General features: G+C 61.7%; 15 protein-coding genes. 5 read left to right on the top strand and 10 right to left on the bottom strand.

Annotation, left to right across the window (positions count from 1 at the left end; all coding sequences use genetic code 11):
* Nucleotides 1-3 precede the first annotated feature (3 nt).
* On the top strand, nucleotides 4-531 hold the full coding sequence (locus Q8R81_RS05885; protein WP_305616511.1) for a VOC family protein: 528 nt from the start codon (nucleotides 4-6) through the stop codon (nucleotides 529-531).
* Between the two features lie 117 nt (nucleotides 532-648).
* Here Q8R81_RS05885 and Q8R81_RS05890 read toward each other — a convergent pair whose 3' ends face one another.
* Together Q8R81_RS05890 and Q8R81_RS05895 are read right to left on the bottom strand one after the other, a co-directional pair.
* The gene (locus Q8R81_RS05890) at nucleotides 649-1,365 is read right to left on the bottom strand and encodes an SDR family NAD(P)-dependent oxidoreductase (protein ID WP_305616512.1); all 717 of its coding nucleotides are present in this window, start codon (nucleotides 1,363-1,365) and stop codon (nucleotides 649-651) included.
* Entirely contained in the window at nucleotides 1,355-2,377 is a 1,023-nt protein-coding gene (locus tag Q8R81_RS05895) for an NADP-dependent oxidoreductase (RefSeq protein WP_305616513.1), read from the bottom strand. Before Q8R81_RS05895 ends, Q8R81_RS05890 begins: the two co-directional genes overlap by 11 nt.
* 152 nt (nucleotides 2,378-2,529) lie before the next feature.
* Here Q8R81_RS05895 and Q8R81_RS05900 point away from each other — a divergent pair, with 152 nt between their 5' ends.
* Nucleotides 2,530-4,866 (top strand): TonB-dependent receptor, encoded by a 2,337-nt coding sequence (locus tag Q8R81_RS05900; protein ID WP_305616514.1) that lies wholly within the window; start codon nucleotides 2,530-2,532, stop codon nucleotides 4,864-4,866.
* A gap of 101 nt (nucleotides 4,867-4,967) precedes the next feature.
* The gene (locus Q8R81_RS05905) at nucleotides 4,968-5,732 is read left to right on the top strand and encodes an SDR family NAD(P)-dependent oxidoreductase (RefSeq protein ID WP_305616515.1); all 765 of its coding nucleotides are present in this window, start codon (nucleotides 4,968-4,970) and stop codon (nucleotides 5,730-5,732) included.
* 154 nt (nucleotides 5,733-5,886) lie between these two features.
* Here the strand turns inward: Q8R81_RS05905 and Q8R81_RS05910 are convergent, their stop codons facing one another.
* From Q8R81_RS05910 to Q8R81_RS05940, 7 genes are all read right to left on the bottom strand, one after another.
* Nucleotides 5,887-6,678: a ThuA domain-containing protein gene (locus Q8R81_RS05910; protein ID WP_305616516.1), complete on the bottom strand. Its 792-nt coding sequence runs from the start codon at nucleotides 6,676-6,678 to the stop codon at nucleotides 5,887-5,889.
* Entirely contained in the window at nucleotides 6,678-7,688 is a 1,011-nt protein-coding gene (locus Q8R81_RS05915) for an NADP-dependent oxidoreductase (RefSeq protein WP_305616517.1), read from the bottom strand. The genes Q8R81_RS05910 and Q8R81_RS05915 overlap by 1 nt, the downstream gene beginning before the upstream one ends.
* An 82-nt stretch (nucleotides 7,689-7,770) precedes the next feature.
* Complete coding sequence (locus Q8R81_RS05920) at nucleotides 7,771-10,248, bottom strand: TonB-dependent receptor domain-containing protein (protein WP_305616519.1); 2,478 nt, start codon at nucleotides 10,246-10,248, stop codon at nucleotides 7,771-7,773.
* Between the two features lie 125 nt (nucleotides 10,249-10,373).
* A complete protein-coding gene (locus Q8R81_RS05925) occupies nucleotides 10,374-10,802 on the bottom strand; it encodes a nuclear transport factor 2 family protein (protein ID WP_305616520.1) in 429 nt (142 codons plus the stop codon).
* Nucleotides 10,803-10,899: 97 nt separating this feature from the next.
* Nucleotides 10,900-11,250: a Rieske (2Fe-2S) protein gene (locus tag Q8R81_RS05930; protein ID WP_305616521.1), complete on the bottom strand. Its 351-nt coding sequence runs from the start codon at nucleotides 11,248-11,250 to the stop codon at nucleotides 10,900-10,902.
* 35 nt (nucleotides 11,251-11,285) lie between these two features.
* Entirely contained in the window at nucleotides 11,286-12,023 is a 738-nt protein-coding gene (locus Q8R81_RS05935; protein WP_305616522.1) for a glucose 1-dehydrogenase, read from the bottom strand.
* Entirely contained in the window at nucleotides 12,023-13,036 is a 1,014-nt protein-coding gene (locus tag Q8R81_RS05940; protein WP_305616523.1) for an NADP-dependent oxidoreductase, read from the bottom strand. Before Q8R81_RS05940 ends, Q8R81_RS05935 begins: the two co-directional genes overlap by 1 nt.
* Nucleotides 13,037-13,162: 126 nt before the next feature.
* Between Q8R81_RS05940 and Q8R81_RS05945 the strand changes: the two genes are divergently transcribed.
* Nucleotides 13,163-13,576, top strand: a complete 414-nt coding sequence (locus Q8R81_RS05945) for a nuclear transport factor 2 family protein (protein WP_371135313.1) — start codon at nucleotides 13,163-13,165, stop codon at nucleotides 13,574-13,576.
* A 26-nt stretch (nucleotides 13,577-13,602) separates the two neighbouring features.
* Here the strand turns inward: Q8R81_RS05945 and Q8R81_RS05950 are convergent, their stop codons facing one another.
* Nucleotides 13,603-14,010: a MarR family winged helix-turn-helix transcriptional regulator gene (locus tag Q8R81_RS05950; protein ID WP_305616524.1), complete on the bottom strand. Its 408-nt coding sequence runs from the start codon at nucleotides 14,008-14,010 to the stop codon at nucleotides 13,603-13,605.
* A gap of 208 nt (nucleotides 14,011-14,218) precedes the next feature.
* Here Q8R81_RS05950 and Q8R81_RS05955 point away from each other — a divergent pair, with 208 nt between their 5' ends.
* Nucleotides 14,219-16,804: a TonB-dependent receptor gene (locus Q8R81_RS05955; RefSeq protein WP_305616525.1), complete on the top strand. Its 2,586-nt coding sequence runs from the start codon at nucleotides 14,219-14,221 to the stop codon at nucleotides 16,802-16,804.
* The last annotated feature ends 38 nt before the right edge of the window (nucleotides 16,805-16,842 follow it).

Here is a 16,842-nt window from a genome sequence, read left to right on the forward strand (position 1 = left end):
GCCATGAGCATCGGCGCACGGGCAATCCAGCACATTGGGGTGTCCGTGCCCGATCTGGAAAAGGCGCGGCACTTCTATCTCGATCTGCTGGGCGCGGTAGAAGTGGGGCCGCCGCTGGAATGGCGGGACAATCCGTTCATCGATGCGGTGGTGGGGCTGGAGGGCAGTGCGGCGCGGCAGTTCATGTGCCGATTGGGCAATGCGCATATCGAAGTGTTCGAATATTCCGCACCAGAACCGCAACGGCAGCATGGCGATCGCCCTGTAAACCATCATGGTTACACGCACTTTGCGGTGCAGGTTGAGGATATTCAGGCCTGCTACCAGCGCCTGCTTGCCGCTGGAATCCGCGTCCACGCACCGCCTTCGATGGCTGGCATTACCATTGATGGCGATGGCAATAAGCGCGGCTATGCCGCCACTTATGCGCGTGACTTCTTTGGCAATGCCTTTGAAATCATGGAGATATACGACGATCCGCAGATTCGCCCGGTCTGGCGCGCGGGTGAGGGCGTGGTGCTGCCGGATTGATTGCAGGGTCTGAGTAACAACATCCCGTTCGTGTCGAGCGACGTCGAGACACCAAAATCCCAGCAGTGGTGCGTGGTGTCTCGACGTCGCTCGACACGAACGGACTCAGACACGTTTTCAGTGCCGCACCATCGCCCCGCCATCCACCCACACGCCGTGGCCGGACATGAAGCGCGCATCGTCGCTGCACAGAAACGCGATCACATCGGCAATGTCAGCGGGTTGGCCAAGGCGGCGCAGGGCGGCCTTGTTCTCCCAGAACGTGCGGAATTCGGGCATGTCTGAAAACGCAGGTGCGGTCATCGGCGTGGCAATGGCACCGGGCTGCACGCAGTTGACCGTTACCCCGAATGGTCCCAGTTCCGCCGCCACCGATTTGGTCAGGCCCAGCACCGCGTGCTTTGACGCGGAATAGGCGCAAAGCCCTTCATCGCCGAAGCTGGATGTGGTCGATCCGATCGTGACGATCCGCCCGTTCCCCGCTGCTTTCAGGTGCGGCACCGCATCACGAATCAGGCGGAACACGGTGACGAGGTTGACCTCTATCACGCGCAGGAAATAGGCATCGTCATGCCCCTCCAGCGGGTGAAACGCGCTGATCCCGGCGCACGGCACCAGCGTATCCAGGCCGCCCATCGCATTCACCGCCGCATCCACAAGCCGTGCATTGGCATCGGGTGCGGTAAGGTCGGCCACGAAATCCACCTCGCCCTGAACGTCGGCGGTAAACACTTGCGCCCCGTCGGCGCGCAGGCGTGCAGCGGTGGCGGCCCCGATACCCGATGCTGCCCCGGTGACCACGGCCCTGCGGCCCGCCAGACGATCAGAGGCCATCGGCGATCTTCAGCACAAGCTTGCCGGTGTTCGCGCCGCTGAACAGGCGCATGAATGCCGGGTAGGCATTTTCCAGCCCCTCCTGCACGTCCTCGTCGATTCGCAGGCGGCCCTGTGCCATCCACTCTGCCATCACCGCACCCCCTTCGGCAAAGCGGGGTGCGTAATCCATGATGAGGTAGCCATAGAGCGTGGCCTGCTGCGCCAAAATCGACCACAGGTTGCGCGCCCCGATCTTGGTTGGCGAGTTATATTCGCTGATCAGCCCGCACAGCACGATTCGCGCGTGCTTGGCCAGGTTCAGCAGCGCGGCGTCCATCACATCGCCGCCCACATTTTCAAACACCACGTCCAGACCACCTGGGGCGGCTGCGCGAATCTCTGCGGCGAGCTGATCAACCGACTTGTTCTTGTAGTCGATAGCCACGTCGAACCCGTAATCGTCGATCAACCTGCGGCACTTGGCCTCGCCACCGGCAATGCCAATCACGCGCGCGCCCATGATCTTGCCGATTTGGCCCACGGCCGATCCCACCGCGCCCGCCGCGCCCGATACCAGCAACGTCTCACCGGGCTTGGGCTTGGCCACGTCGGTCAATCCGAAATAGGCCGTCAGGCCCACTGCACCCATAGCAGAAAGGAACCTTGATGGTGATTTCACGTGTGACACATCAACCTTCATGGTGAAGCCACCGGTGCCGTTGACCGAGTAATCCTCAAGTGCATTCAGGCCCACAACCCAGTCACCGACGTTGAAATCAGGCGATTTTGACGCAGCTACTACCCCGATGGTCGATGCCCGCACCGGATCGCCGAGCGGGATGGGCGGCATGTAACTGGGCGCATCGTCCATCCAACCGCGCTGCGCCGGGTCCAGCGAGGCATAGCAGTTGCGCACCACGAAGCCCCCCTCGGGAGCATCTGGAACGGCTTGTTCCACAAAGGAAAAGTCGTCTGACACCGGACTGCCATGAGGGCGGTGGGCCAGCAGGAAGCGGCGGTTCACGGTCATGGCGATCTCTCCGGGTGGTGGTTTGCAACAATGCAACATCGCGCGTTGGGGGCACCTGTAACAAGTCGCAGTTGGTTCCTGCGCCTGTGCAGTGGATGAAAGAGGGGAGCAACGGCCCAACGAGGCTGATGACCTTTTTTAGGGAGGATACCATGAAGACCCCAGCCACGCGGCGGCTGATCGCCGCTGCCCTTGCCACATCCGCACTTGCATTCGCGCTTCCGGCTTTCGCCGCCGAAGCTGACGAGCAGCAGGTCAATGAACCGCAGGCTGACCAGAGCGACGCCGCTCCGCAAGAGACCGGCGCGATCATCGTGACGGCGCGCCGCCGTTCGGAAACGCTGCAGTCCACGCCGGTTGCCATCACGGCGGTGAACACCGCCATGCTCGAAGCCAAGGGCGCGATAAATATCGGCGATCTGCAGGGCGCAGCACCAGGGCTGCTCATTACCCAGCAGAATTCCGGCGCGCAGGCTGCCAACATCTCGATCCGCGGCCTGACTTATGCCGACGTTGAAAAGTCGCAGACGCCCACGGTGGGCGTGGTCGTCGATGGCGTGACCATCGGCACCAACACCGGCCAGTTGCAGGATGCGTTTGACGTGGCGCAGATCGAAGTGCTGCGCGGCCCGCAGGGCACGCTGTTTGGTGCCAACACCATCGGCGGCGTTATCAACATCACCCGGTCAAAGCCGACCAAGGAACCGGGCCTGAAGGCCGAGGCCACCTATGGCCGCTTCAACACCCTGTCGCTCAAAGCCATCGCAAACTACGGCAACGGCGAAAGCTGGGGTCTGAAGGCATACTATTTCCACAACGAAACCGACGGTTTCTACAACAACGTGGTGCAGGGCAAGAACGGCGGCTGGAGCAAAGGTGACAGCTTTGGCGGCAGCCTGCTGTTCACGCCGGTCGGCACCGGATTCGAAGCACAGTTGACGGTCGAAAAGGTCAATCAGACCTTCGATCCGGTTGTGGCCAACCTTGCCAACAGCAGCGAAGTGTTCTGTGCGTTCGAACCGGCCATCGAGTGCAACCGCAACAACACGTCCGATCTTTACACCGTGTTCAGCGCCCCTGCCACCAGTAGCTACAGCGCGCCCAACGCCACGCTGGAACTGAACTACGATCTCGATGCCGTAAAGCTGACGATGATCACCGGCTGGCGCAAGAGCACCGAGGCCCAGACCCAGGACTTCGATGGCTCGTCGGCCGATCTCTATTACGTCGATCGCCGCCAGCACTACGAACAGTGGAGCCAGGAAATCCGCGCGGCGGGCAACCTGTTCGATGGTTTCGACTACGTGGTCGGCGGCTTCTACTTCAAGTCCACGTATGACCTGACGCAGTGGAGCCGCGTGTTCGGCTTCAGCCCCACTGTCGTGCCGACCTTGTTCGATCGCAACGCGCAGCATGTTGAAGGCAAGACCGAAAGCTATGCGTTCTTCGGGGACTTCAACTGGAAGCTGGCAGACACGGTTCGCCTGTCGTTCGGCGGCCGCTGGAGCCATGACAACAAGCAGCTGTTCAACGGTTTTGCCGGCGGCAAGCTGATTGATCCGGACAATGTGGATCGCACGCAGTTTGTGCCTGTCGGCACCGGCAATGCCAACTTCAGCAAGTTCACGCCCAAGGTCGGCCTCGATTGGCGGCCCACCAACGATCTGATGGTCTATGCCTCATGGTCGCGCGGTTATCGCTCGGGTGGTTTCAGCCCGCGCGCTGCCACGGCGGCCACTGCCAGCACGCCGTTCCAGAACGAAACCGTGGATTCCTACGAAGTGGGCCTCAAGCTGGCTGCGTTCGATCGCAAGGTCGAACTCAACCTTGCCGGGTTCGTGTCGGATTACAAGGACATGCAGCAGAACCTGACGCTTCCCGGCGGTCCCACCGGCAACCAGACGGTCACCGGCAACGTCCCCGGCGGCGCGCTGATCAAGGGCATCGAAGTGGACGGCACTTTCCGCGTGACCGACAACTTCAAGCTGACCGGATCGGTCGCGGTAATGGATTCGAAGTTCCGCAACTTCGTGGCCAACGGCGTGTTGGGCACGGCCATTGTGCCCTTCGATTATTCGGCCAACCGTCTGATCTATGCACCGAAGTTCACGGCATCGCTGGGCGCTGAATATACCCAGCCCACCAGCTTTGGCGATATTGCGGCCAACCTCGGCTGGCGCCATATCTCGCCCTATGACCAGCAGCTTTCGGCAGCCTCGCTCACCCCGGTGATGTCGGGTGGGAACGTGACCAAGGTCATCGTCAACGGCAACGATCCGCGCGTGCGCACCACCACGCAGGATCTGGTCGATGCAGCGCTGACTTTCAACTTCGATCTGAACAGCACCAAGGCTTATGTCCGCGTGTTTGGCCGTAACCTGCTGAATGAACAGACCACCACACACGCCTTCACCGTTGCAGGCCTGTGGTCGTTCGGCATGGCGCTTGAACCGCGCACTTATGGCGCAACGATCGGGTTCAAGTACTGAAGCTGACAGGACAATATAACTGATCCACCTTGCCGGGGGGACAGGGCAGGCGCTTCATGCACCCGTCCTGCCCCCCGCCCTTTTTTCAGGAGTTACCGCGCATGGCTCGTCTTTCCGGCAAAATCGCCCTCATCACTGGCGCAGCATCCGTCCCCGGCCTCGGCAGTGCCACCGCCCAGCGGTTTGCCGAAGAAGGTTGCAAGGTCTGGCTGACCGACCGCGATCTGGCAGGGGCCGAAAAGGTGGCCGAAGCCATCCGCGCAGCAGGCGGGCAGGCCAAGGCGATGCTGCATGATGTGACCGATGAAGCGCAGTGGGATGCGGTTTTTGCCGCCATCGAGGCCGAGGACGGCAAGCTTGACGTATGCGTGAACAATGCCGGCATCGCGGTGCTGCGCCCGATTGAGGATATGACCACGGCGGACTGGGCGCTGCAGAACTCGGTCAACCTCGACAGCGTGTTTCAGGGCACGAAGCGCGCGGTGGCGCTGATGCGCAAGACCGGCATCAAAGGTTCGATCATCAACATTTCGTCAGTCGCCGGGCTGATCGGCGTGCCTGCCTGCGGGGCCTATGCGGCGGCCAAAGGCGGCGTGCGCCTGTTTTCAAAGACCATCGCGGTGGAAACCGCCAAGCAGGGCATCCGCGTCAATTCGGTCCACCCCGGCATGATCCTGACCAATATTCAGGGCGTTGCAATGGAAGACAATGCGGCCAATTATGACGCCACGCTGGCGCTTGTGCCGATGGGCTACATGGGCGATCCGCTGGACATCGCGAACATGAACCTGTTCCTGGCGTCTGATGAAAGCCGCTATGTTACGGGCACCGAACTGGTGGTCGATGGCGGGATGACGGCGCTTTAAGCGGGGCTTCCAGCCCACCCCGCTGCGACTAACTTCGCCTTCGGCTCAGTAAGTCTCGCGGCCCTCCCGCCTGCGGGAGGGCTTGGATCTTGCGCTGATTTGCTCCCCTCCCGCAGGCGGGAGGGGTCGGGGGTGGGCTGCAACACAGCACGGCTCAAGCCACCCAACGAATCGCATTCTCCACCAGCCGCCGGTAATGCGGATCGTCATAGGCCGCCTGCCCATCCCCCGGCTGCAGGTAAACCAGCTTGCTGTTCAATGCCTGCTTGGCCCAGCCGACAAGGTTCGATCCCGGCGGATGCTCCCACCCCTCGCGGCTGAACATCTGCCCTTTCACCGCCAGATCGGCAGACCAGAAATGCTCCCGGTCGAACGTGGCGGATGATCGCAGCAGCGGGGTCACGCCTTCTTCAAACACCTGTCCCAGATACAGTTCATCGGTCAGCGTAAACCGCTCGGGCAATCCCGCCGTCACCGGATGATCTGCCACCACCGAAATGTCGTGCGTCACATCGTGGCAGTAGCCGCTATCGGCCACCGCCTCGCCGGCCCGCCTGCCGGGGTGATAGAAAAACTGCCCGCCCAGCCATTCGTGATACGCGCCCCATGTCGGCCACCCGGCCAGCGCATGATGCAGCGCCACCACGCCCTTGCCCTGCTCCAGCAAGGCCTGAAATCCAGACTTCAAGTCCGCTTCAGGTTCGAGGTAAAGTGGCGGATTCTCAGGGCTTTCAAAGTCCAGTCCCGGCATATCGTACAGGATCAGCACATCGAATCCGCGCATGCCATCGGGGTTCATCAGACGCGCCGCAGCGGGCTGATCCACCATCGTGGCGGAGATCCCGTCCATCGCCTGAAACACCGCGTCGAAGGCGGTGCGGTCAAACGGATGGCCGCGCACGGCAACAAGGCACTGCAACGGCGCGCGGTGTTTGATGATCGGCATTAATCCGCAACCTTTACGATCACCTTGCCAATGGCCTTGCCCGAAAGCATCCGGTCATAGGCGACAAGCGTGTTTTCCAACCCGAAAGTCTCGTCCAGATTCACCGTCAACGTCCCGGCATCCACCCATTTGCGCAACACCGGCAGGAACTCTGCCCCACGATGCAGGAAGTCTGGGATGAAGAACCCCTCGATCCGCAACCGCCGCATCAATACCTGATCGAACCGCGCCGGGCCGGGCAGGGGAGTGTCGCTATCATAAGCCGCCACCATCCCGCACACCGCCACGCGTCCATAATGCGCCATGTTGGGCAGCACGGCATCCAGCATCGGCCCGCCAACATTGTCGAAATAGGCGTGAACCCCGCCGTCGACTTCCGCCAGCCGGGTGGCCACATCCTCGTTTTTGTAGTCAATCGCCAAGTCCACGCCGATCACGTCGCGCAGATAGCGGCACTTGTCCGGCCCGCCCGCAATGCCGATCACCCGCGCGCCCAGATTGCGCCCTACCTGACAGGCCATGCTCCCGGTCGCGCCCGCAGCGGCAGATACCACCAGCCATTCGCCCGGCTGCACCGCCGCCACTTCCTTCACGCCCACCAGCGCGGTCCAAGCGTTCATCCCCAGCGCGCCAAAGTGCTGACGCACATCGGCAAGGCGTTCGTCCACCGCCTCAAGCCCGGCCAGAGCTGACATCACAGTGGCATAATCCGCCCACTGCCCAAACCCGCGCACCAATGTGCCAATCGGAAAGCCTGCGTCCCGGCTCTCGCTCACGCGGCCCAGCACGAGTCCGGCCATCTTCGATCCCAGCGGCAATGGCGGCTGATACCCGTCCGTGCGCGGACTCATCCACATACGGGTGCCGGCGTCCATTGAAAGCCAGCCGACTTTCACCCGCACTTCGCCTTCAGCCAAAGGCGCAAGCATTTCATCCTGCAAACTCAGGGCGTTGGCAAAGTCGGACCCTTGCGGATGGTGGTCCAATTGCCAGAAACGGTTCACGGTCATCGGCACGTCCTCTCATTCAAGGACGTGCCGGTCACACCGGGCAATGGCACCTGTTCAAAGAGTGAGGCGCAAAGCCCTGCGATCAGAAATCGAACCGCAGCGCCGCCGAAATCGTGCGCCCGTTGGCCGCGCGGGCAAAGCCCACCCCGTTGGCCGGAACGGCGGACTGGTTCACTTCGAAAATGCCCAGCGTATCGAACAGGTTCTGCGCGTTCAGCGTCAGCCGCAGGTTATCGGCGGGACGCAACTGTGCAAACGCACTCACCGTGGTGAAGCCGGGCATGACCAACAGGTTCGAATCCTGCGCATAGCTGCTGGTGATCTTCACCACGCTGGCACCTGCGGCCACTTTGCCGAAATCGACCTGCGGCACCGCTATGAACGTCCAGTCGGGCTGGTGGCGCGGTTCCTTGCCAGTCAGCGTCGGGTCCAGCCGGTCGAGCGTGATCTTGCCCTTGGTAAATGTCGCGCCCACCATCATGCTGAAGACGCCGCGCTGCACATTGCCTTCCAGTTCAACACCATCGGCCCTGTATGTGCGGTCGGTGCGGTTGGCCGATCCATTCAACACGTTGTGATCGTCGGCGGTCACGTGGAAAGCCGTGGCGTTTAGTGTCACGCCGCCCATGCGGAATTTGAAGCCGCCTTCGATCTGCTTGACCTTGTCGGCCTTGTCACGGTCAGTTGCCGGTTCGCCGGTGGCGTTGTTGATGACCGGGGTGAACAGGATCTTGTCGGCATTGGCCCGCGCGCCCAGGCTATAGCGCGCAAAGACCGAGAACGGCTCTGCCACGCGATAATTCACGCCCGCCGAATAATTGAGATAGCCGTAGTTGTAGCTGACCGGGGCGGGCCGGTCGAACGGCAGGAAGGCGACGCGCGTTTCGGCGGTGGAGATCACGCCATCGCGGTTGATGTCCATTGACGTCAGCCCGACGCGCCCTTGGCCAAGGTCCGCGCCGACCAGCTGGCCGCGCACGCGCCCGATGTCATACCGCAGGCTGCCGCCAATCGCGATCTTGCCGAAGTGATAGTTCACCGAACCATAGGGCGCGACCACGCGATAATCGACATCGAAGGCGCGGCGGAACAGGCTGCTGGCGCGGCCGAACGAATAGTATCCGTTCAGCGTCTGGTTGACGCCTGCCGCATTGGCAATGTTGACCATCGCGGTTTCGCCGCCGCCATTGGCGTCAATGTTCATCGCGGTGTGCAGCCAAGTGGTGTGCAGCGCCTGCGTTGCCGAATAAAGGCCAGCCGTGGTGGTCAGCTTGCCGCCCGAAAGCTCCCACACCCGCGATGCGCGCAGATCGTTGGTGAAATTGTTCAGGCTGCGCGCGCGCACGTATGACACGAAATAGAGCGCCAGCAGTCCGTTGCCGTTGATCAGGCTGCCACCCGGAATGGCCTGTCCGGCCAGTGGCCCGCTGGCATAGCTGGCGGTTGCGCCCGCGCCCGCTTGCCCTGCGGCAAAGGCCGAGACGGTGTTGGCGCTGTTGGGGAAAGCGCGGTTGAAATCGCCGGTATTGGCGGCATAGCGCGCCCGCTCGGTCACGGTCCAGCCACCCACATCGAACTGTGCTTCAAAGCCGAGCGACTTGGAAACCGCATGCTGCCCGGTATCGAGCGGCAGCGCTGCCAACTGGTTGTTCTGATCCAGCGTGATCACCGGGCCGAGATTGGAAGAAAGCACGGAATCATGGCGCAGATCGAAGCCGGGAAAGCTTTGGTATTCCGGCTTGTCGTTGGTGCCGGTGATGTTGACGAAATAGGGCGCATAGGTGGGCGAACGGTCGTCGAGATACTTAAGGTAGACGCGGACATAGCCGCCGCCTTCGAACTCGCGCGTGACGTTCAGCTTCACCTGCCCACCGCGCCAACCGTCAAAGCCGATGTCGCGCGGGCCTTCGCCCTGCCGGTAAAAGCCGCCGATGTTGAAGCGGGTATTCTTGCCCAGCTTCGCGCCGTAGTTGAAATCAAGGCGCTTTTCGTCAAAATCCAGCCCGGTGGAAACCTGCACGGTGCCGCCTTCCACATCGCCGGTGCGCGATATGAGGTTGATAAGGCCGCCGGGCGAATTGGACGCAAAGGTTGAGGCTGAGCCGCCTCGGATCGTTTCGATCTGGTTGATGGTGAAATCGTTGCGGACATAGACGTCGGTGCCGACATTGAACAGATCGCCGAACTCAAGGACGGGCAGGCCATCTTCCTGAATCTGCATGTATTTCGATCCGCCTGCCGCCAACGGAAGGCCGCGCACGGTGTAGTTGTTATTGCCCTCGCCAATGCCGCTTTCCACGCGCATCCCGGCCATCGCGCGCAGCACGTCGCCCAATGATCGCTGGCCGAACTTCTGGATTTCATCGCCGCGCAGCGCACTGGTCGAAGTGGCGCTGTCCAACCGGTCGCGGCCCTTGGCAACGCCGGTGGAGAAAATCTCCTTCGGGGGCGCAGTGGGCGCGGTCTCGACAGACTTCGCTTTGGATTCAGCCTCTTCGGCAAGCGCGGGTGAAACCAGCGCGATCTGCGCGGCGCATAGAAATAGTGCGGTCTTCTTCACAGGCGATCATCCCCTTCATGTCCGCCGCGTGGATGGGGCGGACAGCCTTTGGTATGATCGCCGGTTTAGGCCGGCTGCGTGTGAAGCTGCCTAAACCGCGCTAGGCATTATTGCGGATCAATGGCTTAGCAGCCTTTGGGTGCGTGCTGACGGTGGATGTTGCGGAAGGATCGCGTCTTGAACAGCCACTGGCCGTCCACTTTGACGCAGGTATCTTCATAGACGCCGCGATCGCGCATGGTGGTGCCGTTCTGGTCATAAACTTCGGCGGTGTAGCTGCGCATCGTGGCGGCATCGCCGGTCACTTCGATGGAACCGGGCCAGGCTTCGAACATGATGCCGGGATAGCCTTTCATCGCCTCGACCCACATCGCCTTGATCGCCGGACGGCCCGTGGTGGTGCCAAGTTCGGGATAGTCGGGGAGAGACCATTCGGCGTCTTGCGCCCATGTGGCGGCCCATGCATCGGCGTCGCAGCGGGTGACGGCATCGGCATATGTTTCAAGCAGTTCGCGGATGGCGAGGCGGTCTTCGGCGGGGCCGGTGAAGGGCATTTTGTCTCTCCCACTGTGTTTTTCTGAACTGCACCTAGATGCACCTAACAACACCTAACGCACACCAAGTGCGCGCGAACCTGCGCTTTGGGTGAGTTCAGAGGACTACGGGAAGCTCATCCATTCCGGGCGCTGCGTCGGGCACGCAAACCTCGATCACGCCGTCTTCGATCCGCACCGGAAAGCTGCGCAGATCCTTGTAGGCCCCGCCGATGCACTTGCCGCCATCCATCTCAAAACGCGCACCGTGCAGCGGACACATCACCGCCCCGCGCCGCACTCGCCCGGTTGAAAGCAGCGCGGCTTGGTGTGTGCAGCGATCATTGACCGCGAAGATCCCGTCGTCGGTCTTGGCCACCAGCACGTGCCAGCCGCCGATCTTGGCGGCGAGCTTGCCCTCGGCGGGAAATTCGGCTTCGGAAACAAGGGTATGCCAGGTCTGGGTCACGAAGGGTCTGCTTTCGTTACGGAGCGTGCCAATAGTCAGATCGATGCGCCGCCGTCCACGCGGAATTCTGCCCCGGTGGCAAAGGCGCTGGCATCGCTGGCGAGGAACACCGCCATCGCGGCGATTTCTTCGGGTTTGCCGAGGCGCCCCACCGGGTGAACATCGACGAAGCTTTGGTAAAGCGCTTGCGGATTATTGCTTTGTGCCAATACCTTGTCGATGATCGGCGTGTGGATTGCGCCGGGGTGGATGGAATTGCAGCGGATGCCGTATCCCTTTTCGGCAAAATGCAGCGCGCACGATTTGGTCATGTGCGTCACCGCCGCCTTGGCCGCGTTATAGGCGCACAAGTTGGCCGAGGCTTTGACGCCCGAAAGTGACGACATGTTGATGATCGATCCGCCGTGCGCCTTCATCCGGGGCAGCGCGGCCTGAATGCCCATGAACACGCCGAGCACGTCGATGTCGAGTTCGTGCCGGAATTGGGCGAGCGTCAGGTCTTCAACCGAGCCGAGCGTGGTGATCCCGGCGTTGTTGACCAGCACATCGATCCGATCAAACGGCGTAACCGCTTGTGCCCATGAGGTTTCCTGCGTCACGTCCAATTGCACGAAGCGCGCGCCGATGTCTGCCGCCAATGCCTCGCCGCCCGCAACGTCGATGTCGGCGATAACCACCGCTGCCCCTTCGGTGGCAAAGGCGCGGGCGATGGTTTCACCCAGGCCCGATGCGCCGCCGGTGACGAAGGCCAGCTTGCCGTTCAGCGCGCCCATCAGATCAGCACCAGCGTTTTGCCGGTGGTCGTGCCGCTCATCAGTTCGATGAAAGCTTGCGGCAGTTTCTCCAGCCCATCGCGCACGTTTTCCAGCGGCTTAAGCTTTCCTTCGGCGAACAGGCGGTCGAGCATGGCTTGCGCTTCGCCCAGCACTTCGGGATGATCGTAAGTGATGAAACCGCGCATTGTCAGGCGGTTGACGACCAGTTGCCACAAGTTGCGGTTGCCGTGGGGATTATCGGCATTGTTGTATTGCGCGATCATGCCGCACACCGCGATGCGGCCATGCAGGCGCATCAGAGGCAGCACTGCGTCGAGCGTTTCGCCGCCGACATTGTCGAAATAGACATCAATGCCATCGGGTGCCGCCTTGTGAATTGCAGCGCTGAGGTCCGGTTCAGCACGGTAATCAATCGCCACATCTGCGCCAAGATCGCGCACGATCTGCGCCTTTGCCGCCCCGCCCGCCATGCCGATCACGCGGCACCCGGCGGCTTTGGCGAGTTGCACAACGGTGCTGCCCGTGGCCCCGGCAGCCGCGCTGACCAGCACGGTATCGCCCGCCTTGGCCTTGCCGATTTCAAACAGGCCGACCCATGCCGTAAGCCCGACCGGGCCGAGCGCGCCCATGTAGTGCTGCAGGGGAACGCCGGGGGCCTGCTCCACGCGTTCGATACCCAGCGCATCTGCGCCAACGACGTAATATTCAGACCACACGGCGAACGTGCGCAGCAGCGTGCCGACCGGCCAGTCTGCGTTGTTTGATTCGACCACTTCACCCAGCGACATGCCGTTGATCGGCGCGCCCAGCGCGACCGGCGGCAGATAACTTGGCCGGTCATCCAGAAAGCCGCGAATGGCCGGATCGCAGGAGCCAACGCGCATCCGCACGAGGATTTCGCCGGGGCCGGGCACGGGGCGCGGCACTTCGACCAGCGCGAAGTCTTCTGGCACGGGAATGCCTGTGGGGCGGCGAACCAGCGTGATCTGGCGGGTGACAGGTGCGGTCATCAGGGCAAAGTCCTCTCTTTGCCCTATCCTTAGCGCGCCGTGACGCGGTGCTGCGCTATTCATATCGCTAGGTTTCGCCGCGCCCCGCATTGGTGGAACGTGCGGGCAAAGAGAGAGGGCCTGAAAATGACCATGACCGCGCAGGAAATGATCCAGTTCGTCGATGACCTTTATGGCGCGACGGCGGTGGGTGACTGGGACAAGGCAGCATCGATGCTGACTGACGACTTTTTCGTGACCGAAGCGCCCGGCCTGCCGATGGAAGGCGTCTATCGCGGAAAGAATGCGCTGCAAGAGCTGTTCGTGAAGGTGATGGGCATGGCAGATGTTGCCGCGCTTGACCGCGTGGAGACCACGGCGGGCAAGGATCATGCGGTGACAATCCTGTCCTTCCGTTTTGCCGATCCTGCGCTGGCCCCGGCTGAGCTGTGCGAGATGTTCCGTTTTCGGGACGGGAAGTGCTGCGAGATCAGGCCGTTCTATTTTGACGTGTCGGTGTTTCGTGCAGCGGCCGAAGCCAAGGCGCGCGCGGCGGCCTGAACCGCAGCGCCGCACATTACAGGCGATCAGGCGATCTTGCGCAGGACTTCCAGCAGTTGCGCGTAAACGTCCGGGCCGATCCCGGCGGCCAGTCTGGCCTCACCTTCCCGTGATGCGGCATGCAATTGCGGCATCATTGCCTGCCCTTGTGGAGACACGGTGATGCCAATGGCCTTGCCGCGCCCCGGGTTGCGTTCGATCCACCCGCGATCTGAAAGACGGCTGATGATCGGGACCATGTTGGACCGCTGAATTTTCAGCATGCGTCCGATGGCGCTTTGGCTGATGCCGGGGTTGGCCTCTATCACCATCATCACCGCCGCATCGGGATGGCGGATGGCAAGATCGCCATAGGCGGCATTGACGGTGCGCAGCCCGATCCCGGCAGTGCGGACGAGCTGAAAGCCGACAAGTTCTTCCAAAGGATTGCGCATTGCGCGCCATTAGCATCTCTGGTGCCAATGTGCATCACTGCGCACGCAATTCTATCCTATCATTCTATGCTATTGACTATAGCATAGAATCGGACTTATCGTCCTGTTTGCAAGGGCCATGATCGAAGGTCACGATTCCGAAAAATCGGACCGTGCCGTCAGGTGAAAAGATCTCAGACCAACTGGGCCGTTGCAGAGGGAGGACAGGATGATGAAACTGCTTTGCGCGGGCGCGAGCCTGCTTGCGCTATCGATTTCCGGCACCGCACTTTCCGGCACCGCACTGGCGCAGGAAGCGAACGAAACCCCGCAACCGGCCCCCACAACTGACGAGATCGTCGTTACCGCACAGTTCCGCGCGCAGAACCTGCAGGATACGCCGCTGGCGATTACGGCGGTCAGCGGTGAATTGCTGGCAGCGCGCGGGCAGACCAACGTTTCCGAAATCGCTGCGCAAGCGCCGAACGTGACGCTGAAGCCGCAGGGCCAGGAATTGGGACCGGGCATCATCGCCTTTATCCGTGGCGTGGGCCAGACCGACCCGAACTTTGCGCTGGAACCCGGCGTTGGCATGTACATCGACGATGTCTATCTGCCGACGCTGACGGGATCGCTGCTGGACCTGACCGACCTTGACCGGGTGGAAGTGCTGCGCGGGCCGCAGGGCACGCTGGCCGGGCGCAATTCGCTGGGCGGTTCGATCAAGCTTTATTCCAAGAAGCCGACCGGATCGAACACCGGATCGATCGAAGTGACATATGGCCGGTACAACCGGCTGGATGCACGCGGATTGTTCGACGTGAAGCTTTCGGACAACCTGTTCATGCGCGTGGCGGGCGTGACCAAGAACGTCGACGGTTATGTAAAGCGGCTGGATTACAACCTGACCCATCCGGGCACCAATGTGCCGACCTTTGCGCGCGGCGCAGACCCTGAACTGGGCACGCTGGGCGGCCAGTCCTATGCCGCTGGCAAGGTTTCGCTGCGGTGGCAGCCGACCGAGACGGTGGATATCAACCTCAGCGGCGATTACACGCGCGAGCGGAACGAGCCGGGTGCGAACGTGCTGTATTTTGCCAATACTTCGGCGGCGTTCGATGGCCCGAACGCCACGTTCACAGGCGGGCGTCCGTTCCTGCAGGGCACCAACGGGGCAGGCATTCCGCTGAACTGCGCCTTCGTGCCCAATGGCGTGAACAGCTGCGACACGCTCAGCGGCTATGACCGGCGCTATGTCTCCTATGCCACCTATGGCGATCCGGCGCGGCCTGACAGCCAGATGCCGTTCAAGCCGACGTTCAACGATCCGCATTCCGATCTGGACAACTATGGCGCGGCGCTGACCATCGATGTGGACCTTTCCGACGAGCTGAAGCTGAAATCGATCTCGTCGTGGCGCAAATATACCGCCGATTGGTCGTATGATTCTGACGGATCGCCCATTGCCAACAACAACCTGAACCAGACGCAGAAGAACCGGCAGTGGAGCCAGGAGCTGCGCCTTTCGGGCAAGGTGATGGATGACCGGCTCGATTTCACCGTAGGGGGGTTCTATTTCGATACGCGCGGCACTTTCACCGGGCGCATCAACCTGAACTATGCCGGGATCGATTTCCTGCACGGACCTGACCCAACGCCTGCCAAGAACAAGGCGCTGTTCGGCAACTTCACTTTTGCGCTGGCCGAAGGGGCGAACCTGACCGGCGGCATCCGCAAGTCCTGGGACGAAAAGGATTATGGCTATGCCCGCCGCAATCCCGATGGGTCTGCAATTCAAGGGCCGTGCAACTTCTTCCTCGGCGCGCCGACTGCAGGCCCGACGGGTCTTGGCAACCAGCCCAACTGCCTGTTGTTTGGCCTGAACGGGCTGACCGCCAGCTTCCGCGATAGCCGCGTGGATTGGCGCGTGGCGGCCGATTACCGCTTCAGCCCCGATCTGATGGCTTATGCGCAGGTTTCCACCGGCTATCGTGCGGGTGGGGTGAACCCGCGTCCGTTCTTCCCGAGCCAGGCGACTGCGTTCACGCCAGAGACGATCACCGCATACGAAGTGGGCTTCAAATCAGACCTGTTTGACCGCAAGCTGCGTGTCAACGTTTCGGCGTTCTTCAACGATTACAAGAACATCATCCTGTCGAGCGTGAACTGCCTTGATCTGGTCAGGGCTGGGCCGGGAGGGTCTTCGCAGGCGACACCTTGCCTGCGGCCTTCAAACGTCGGTTCTGCCCACGTGAAGGGCTTTGAAGTGGAGACGCTGATCCGTCCGGTGGAGAACTTCACCATCGACGGTTCGGTCAGCTATCTCGATTTCCAGTACCAGAACGTGGATACGGCATCGACTGGTGTGACGCTGAACGATGTGACGCCCTACACGCCCAAGTGGAAGGCGGCGGTCGGGTTCCAGTATGACATTCCCGATGTTCTGAAGGGCGATGTCGTGCTGCGTGTTGACGGTGCCTATCAATCGAAGATCTATACCGAGGCGGCGAATATCGACAGCCTTGCCGTGAGCAGCACGGTGGCTGCCGGACAGTTTGGCTTCAACAATCCCGGCGGTGGCGGATCGATTGCCACGCTGCGGCTGTCAAACCGGATCGATGGCTATATCCTTGCCAATGCGCGCATCGGGTGGACTTCGGCGGACAAGGACTGGGGCCTGACGTTTGAAGTGCAGAACCTGACCAACAAGTACTACTTCACAACGCTGCTGCAGGAAGCGTTCGGATCGGGCACCGCATCGGGTGCGCCGGGCCGGCCGCGCACATGGTCTGTCACTGCGCGCCGTTCATTCTGAGGGCGGCGAGGGTGGCGGACTGCGAAAGCTCCGGCAGA

The sequence above is a fragment of the Novosphingobium sp. genome (assembly GCF_030696665.1).
Taxonomy (GTDB): Bacteria; Pseudomonadota; Alphaproteobacteria; order Sphingomonadales; family Sphingomonadaceae; genus Novosphingobium.

Coding starts and splice junctions, on each gene's coding strand:
- Q8R81_RS05885 (WP_305616511.1), top strand. CDS start 4: ATGAGCATCGGCGCACGGGCAATCCAGCACATTGGGGTGTCCGTGCCC.
- Q8R81_RS05890 (WP_305616512.1), bottom strand. CDS start 1,365: ATGGCCTCTGATCGTCTGGCGGGCCGCAGGGCCGTGGTCACCGGGGCA.
- Q8R81_RS05895 (WP_305616513.1), bottom strand. CDS start 2,377: ATGACCGTGAACCGCCGCTTCCTGCTGGCCCACCGCCCTCATGGCAGT.
- Q8R81_RS05900 (WP_305616514.1), top strand. CDS start 2,530: ATGAAGACCCCAGCCACGCGGCGGCTGATCGCCGCTGCCCTTGCCACA.
- Q8R81_RS05905 (WP_305616515.1), top strand. CDS start 4,968: ATGGCTCGTCTTTCCGGCAAAATCGCCCTCATCACTGGCGCAGCATCC.
- Q8R81_RS05910 (WP_305616516.1), bottom strand. CDS start 6,678: ATGCCGATCATCAAACACCGCGCGCCGTTGCAGTGCCTTGTTGCCGTG.
- Q8R81_RS05915 (WP_305616517.1), bottom strand. CDS start 7,688: ATGACCGTGAACCGTTTCTGGCAATTGGACCACCATCCGCAAGGGTCC.
- Q8R81_RS05925 (WP_305616520.1), bottom strand. CDS start 10,802: ATGCCCTTCACCGGCCCCGCCGAAGACCGCCTCGCCATCCGCGAACTG.
- Q8R81_RS05935 (WP_305616522.1), bottom strand. CDS start 12,023: ATGGGCGCGCTGAACGGCAAGCTGGCCTTCGTCACCGGCGGCGCATCG.
- Q8R81_RS05940 (WP_305616523.1), bottom strand. CDS start 13,036: ATGACCGCACCTGTCACCCGCCAGATCACGCTGGTTCGCCGCCCCACA.
- Q8R81_RS05945 (WP_371135313.1), top strand. CDS start 13,163: ATGACCATGACCGCGCAGGAAATGATCCAGTTCGTCGATGACCTTTAT.
- Q8R81_RS05950 (WP_305616524.1), bottom strand. CDS start 14,010: ATGCGCAATCCTTTGGAAGAACTTGTCGGCTTTCAGCTCGTCCGCACT.
- Q8R81_RS05955 (WP_305616525.1), top strand. CDS start 14,219: ATGATGAAACTGCTTTGCGCGGGCGCGAGCCTGCTTGCGCTATCGATT.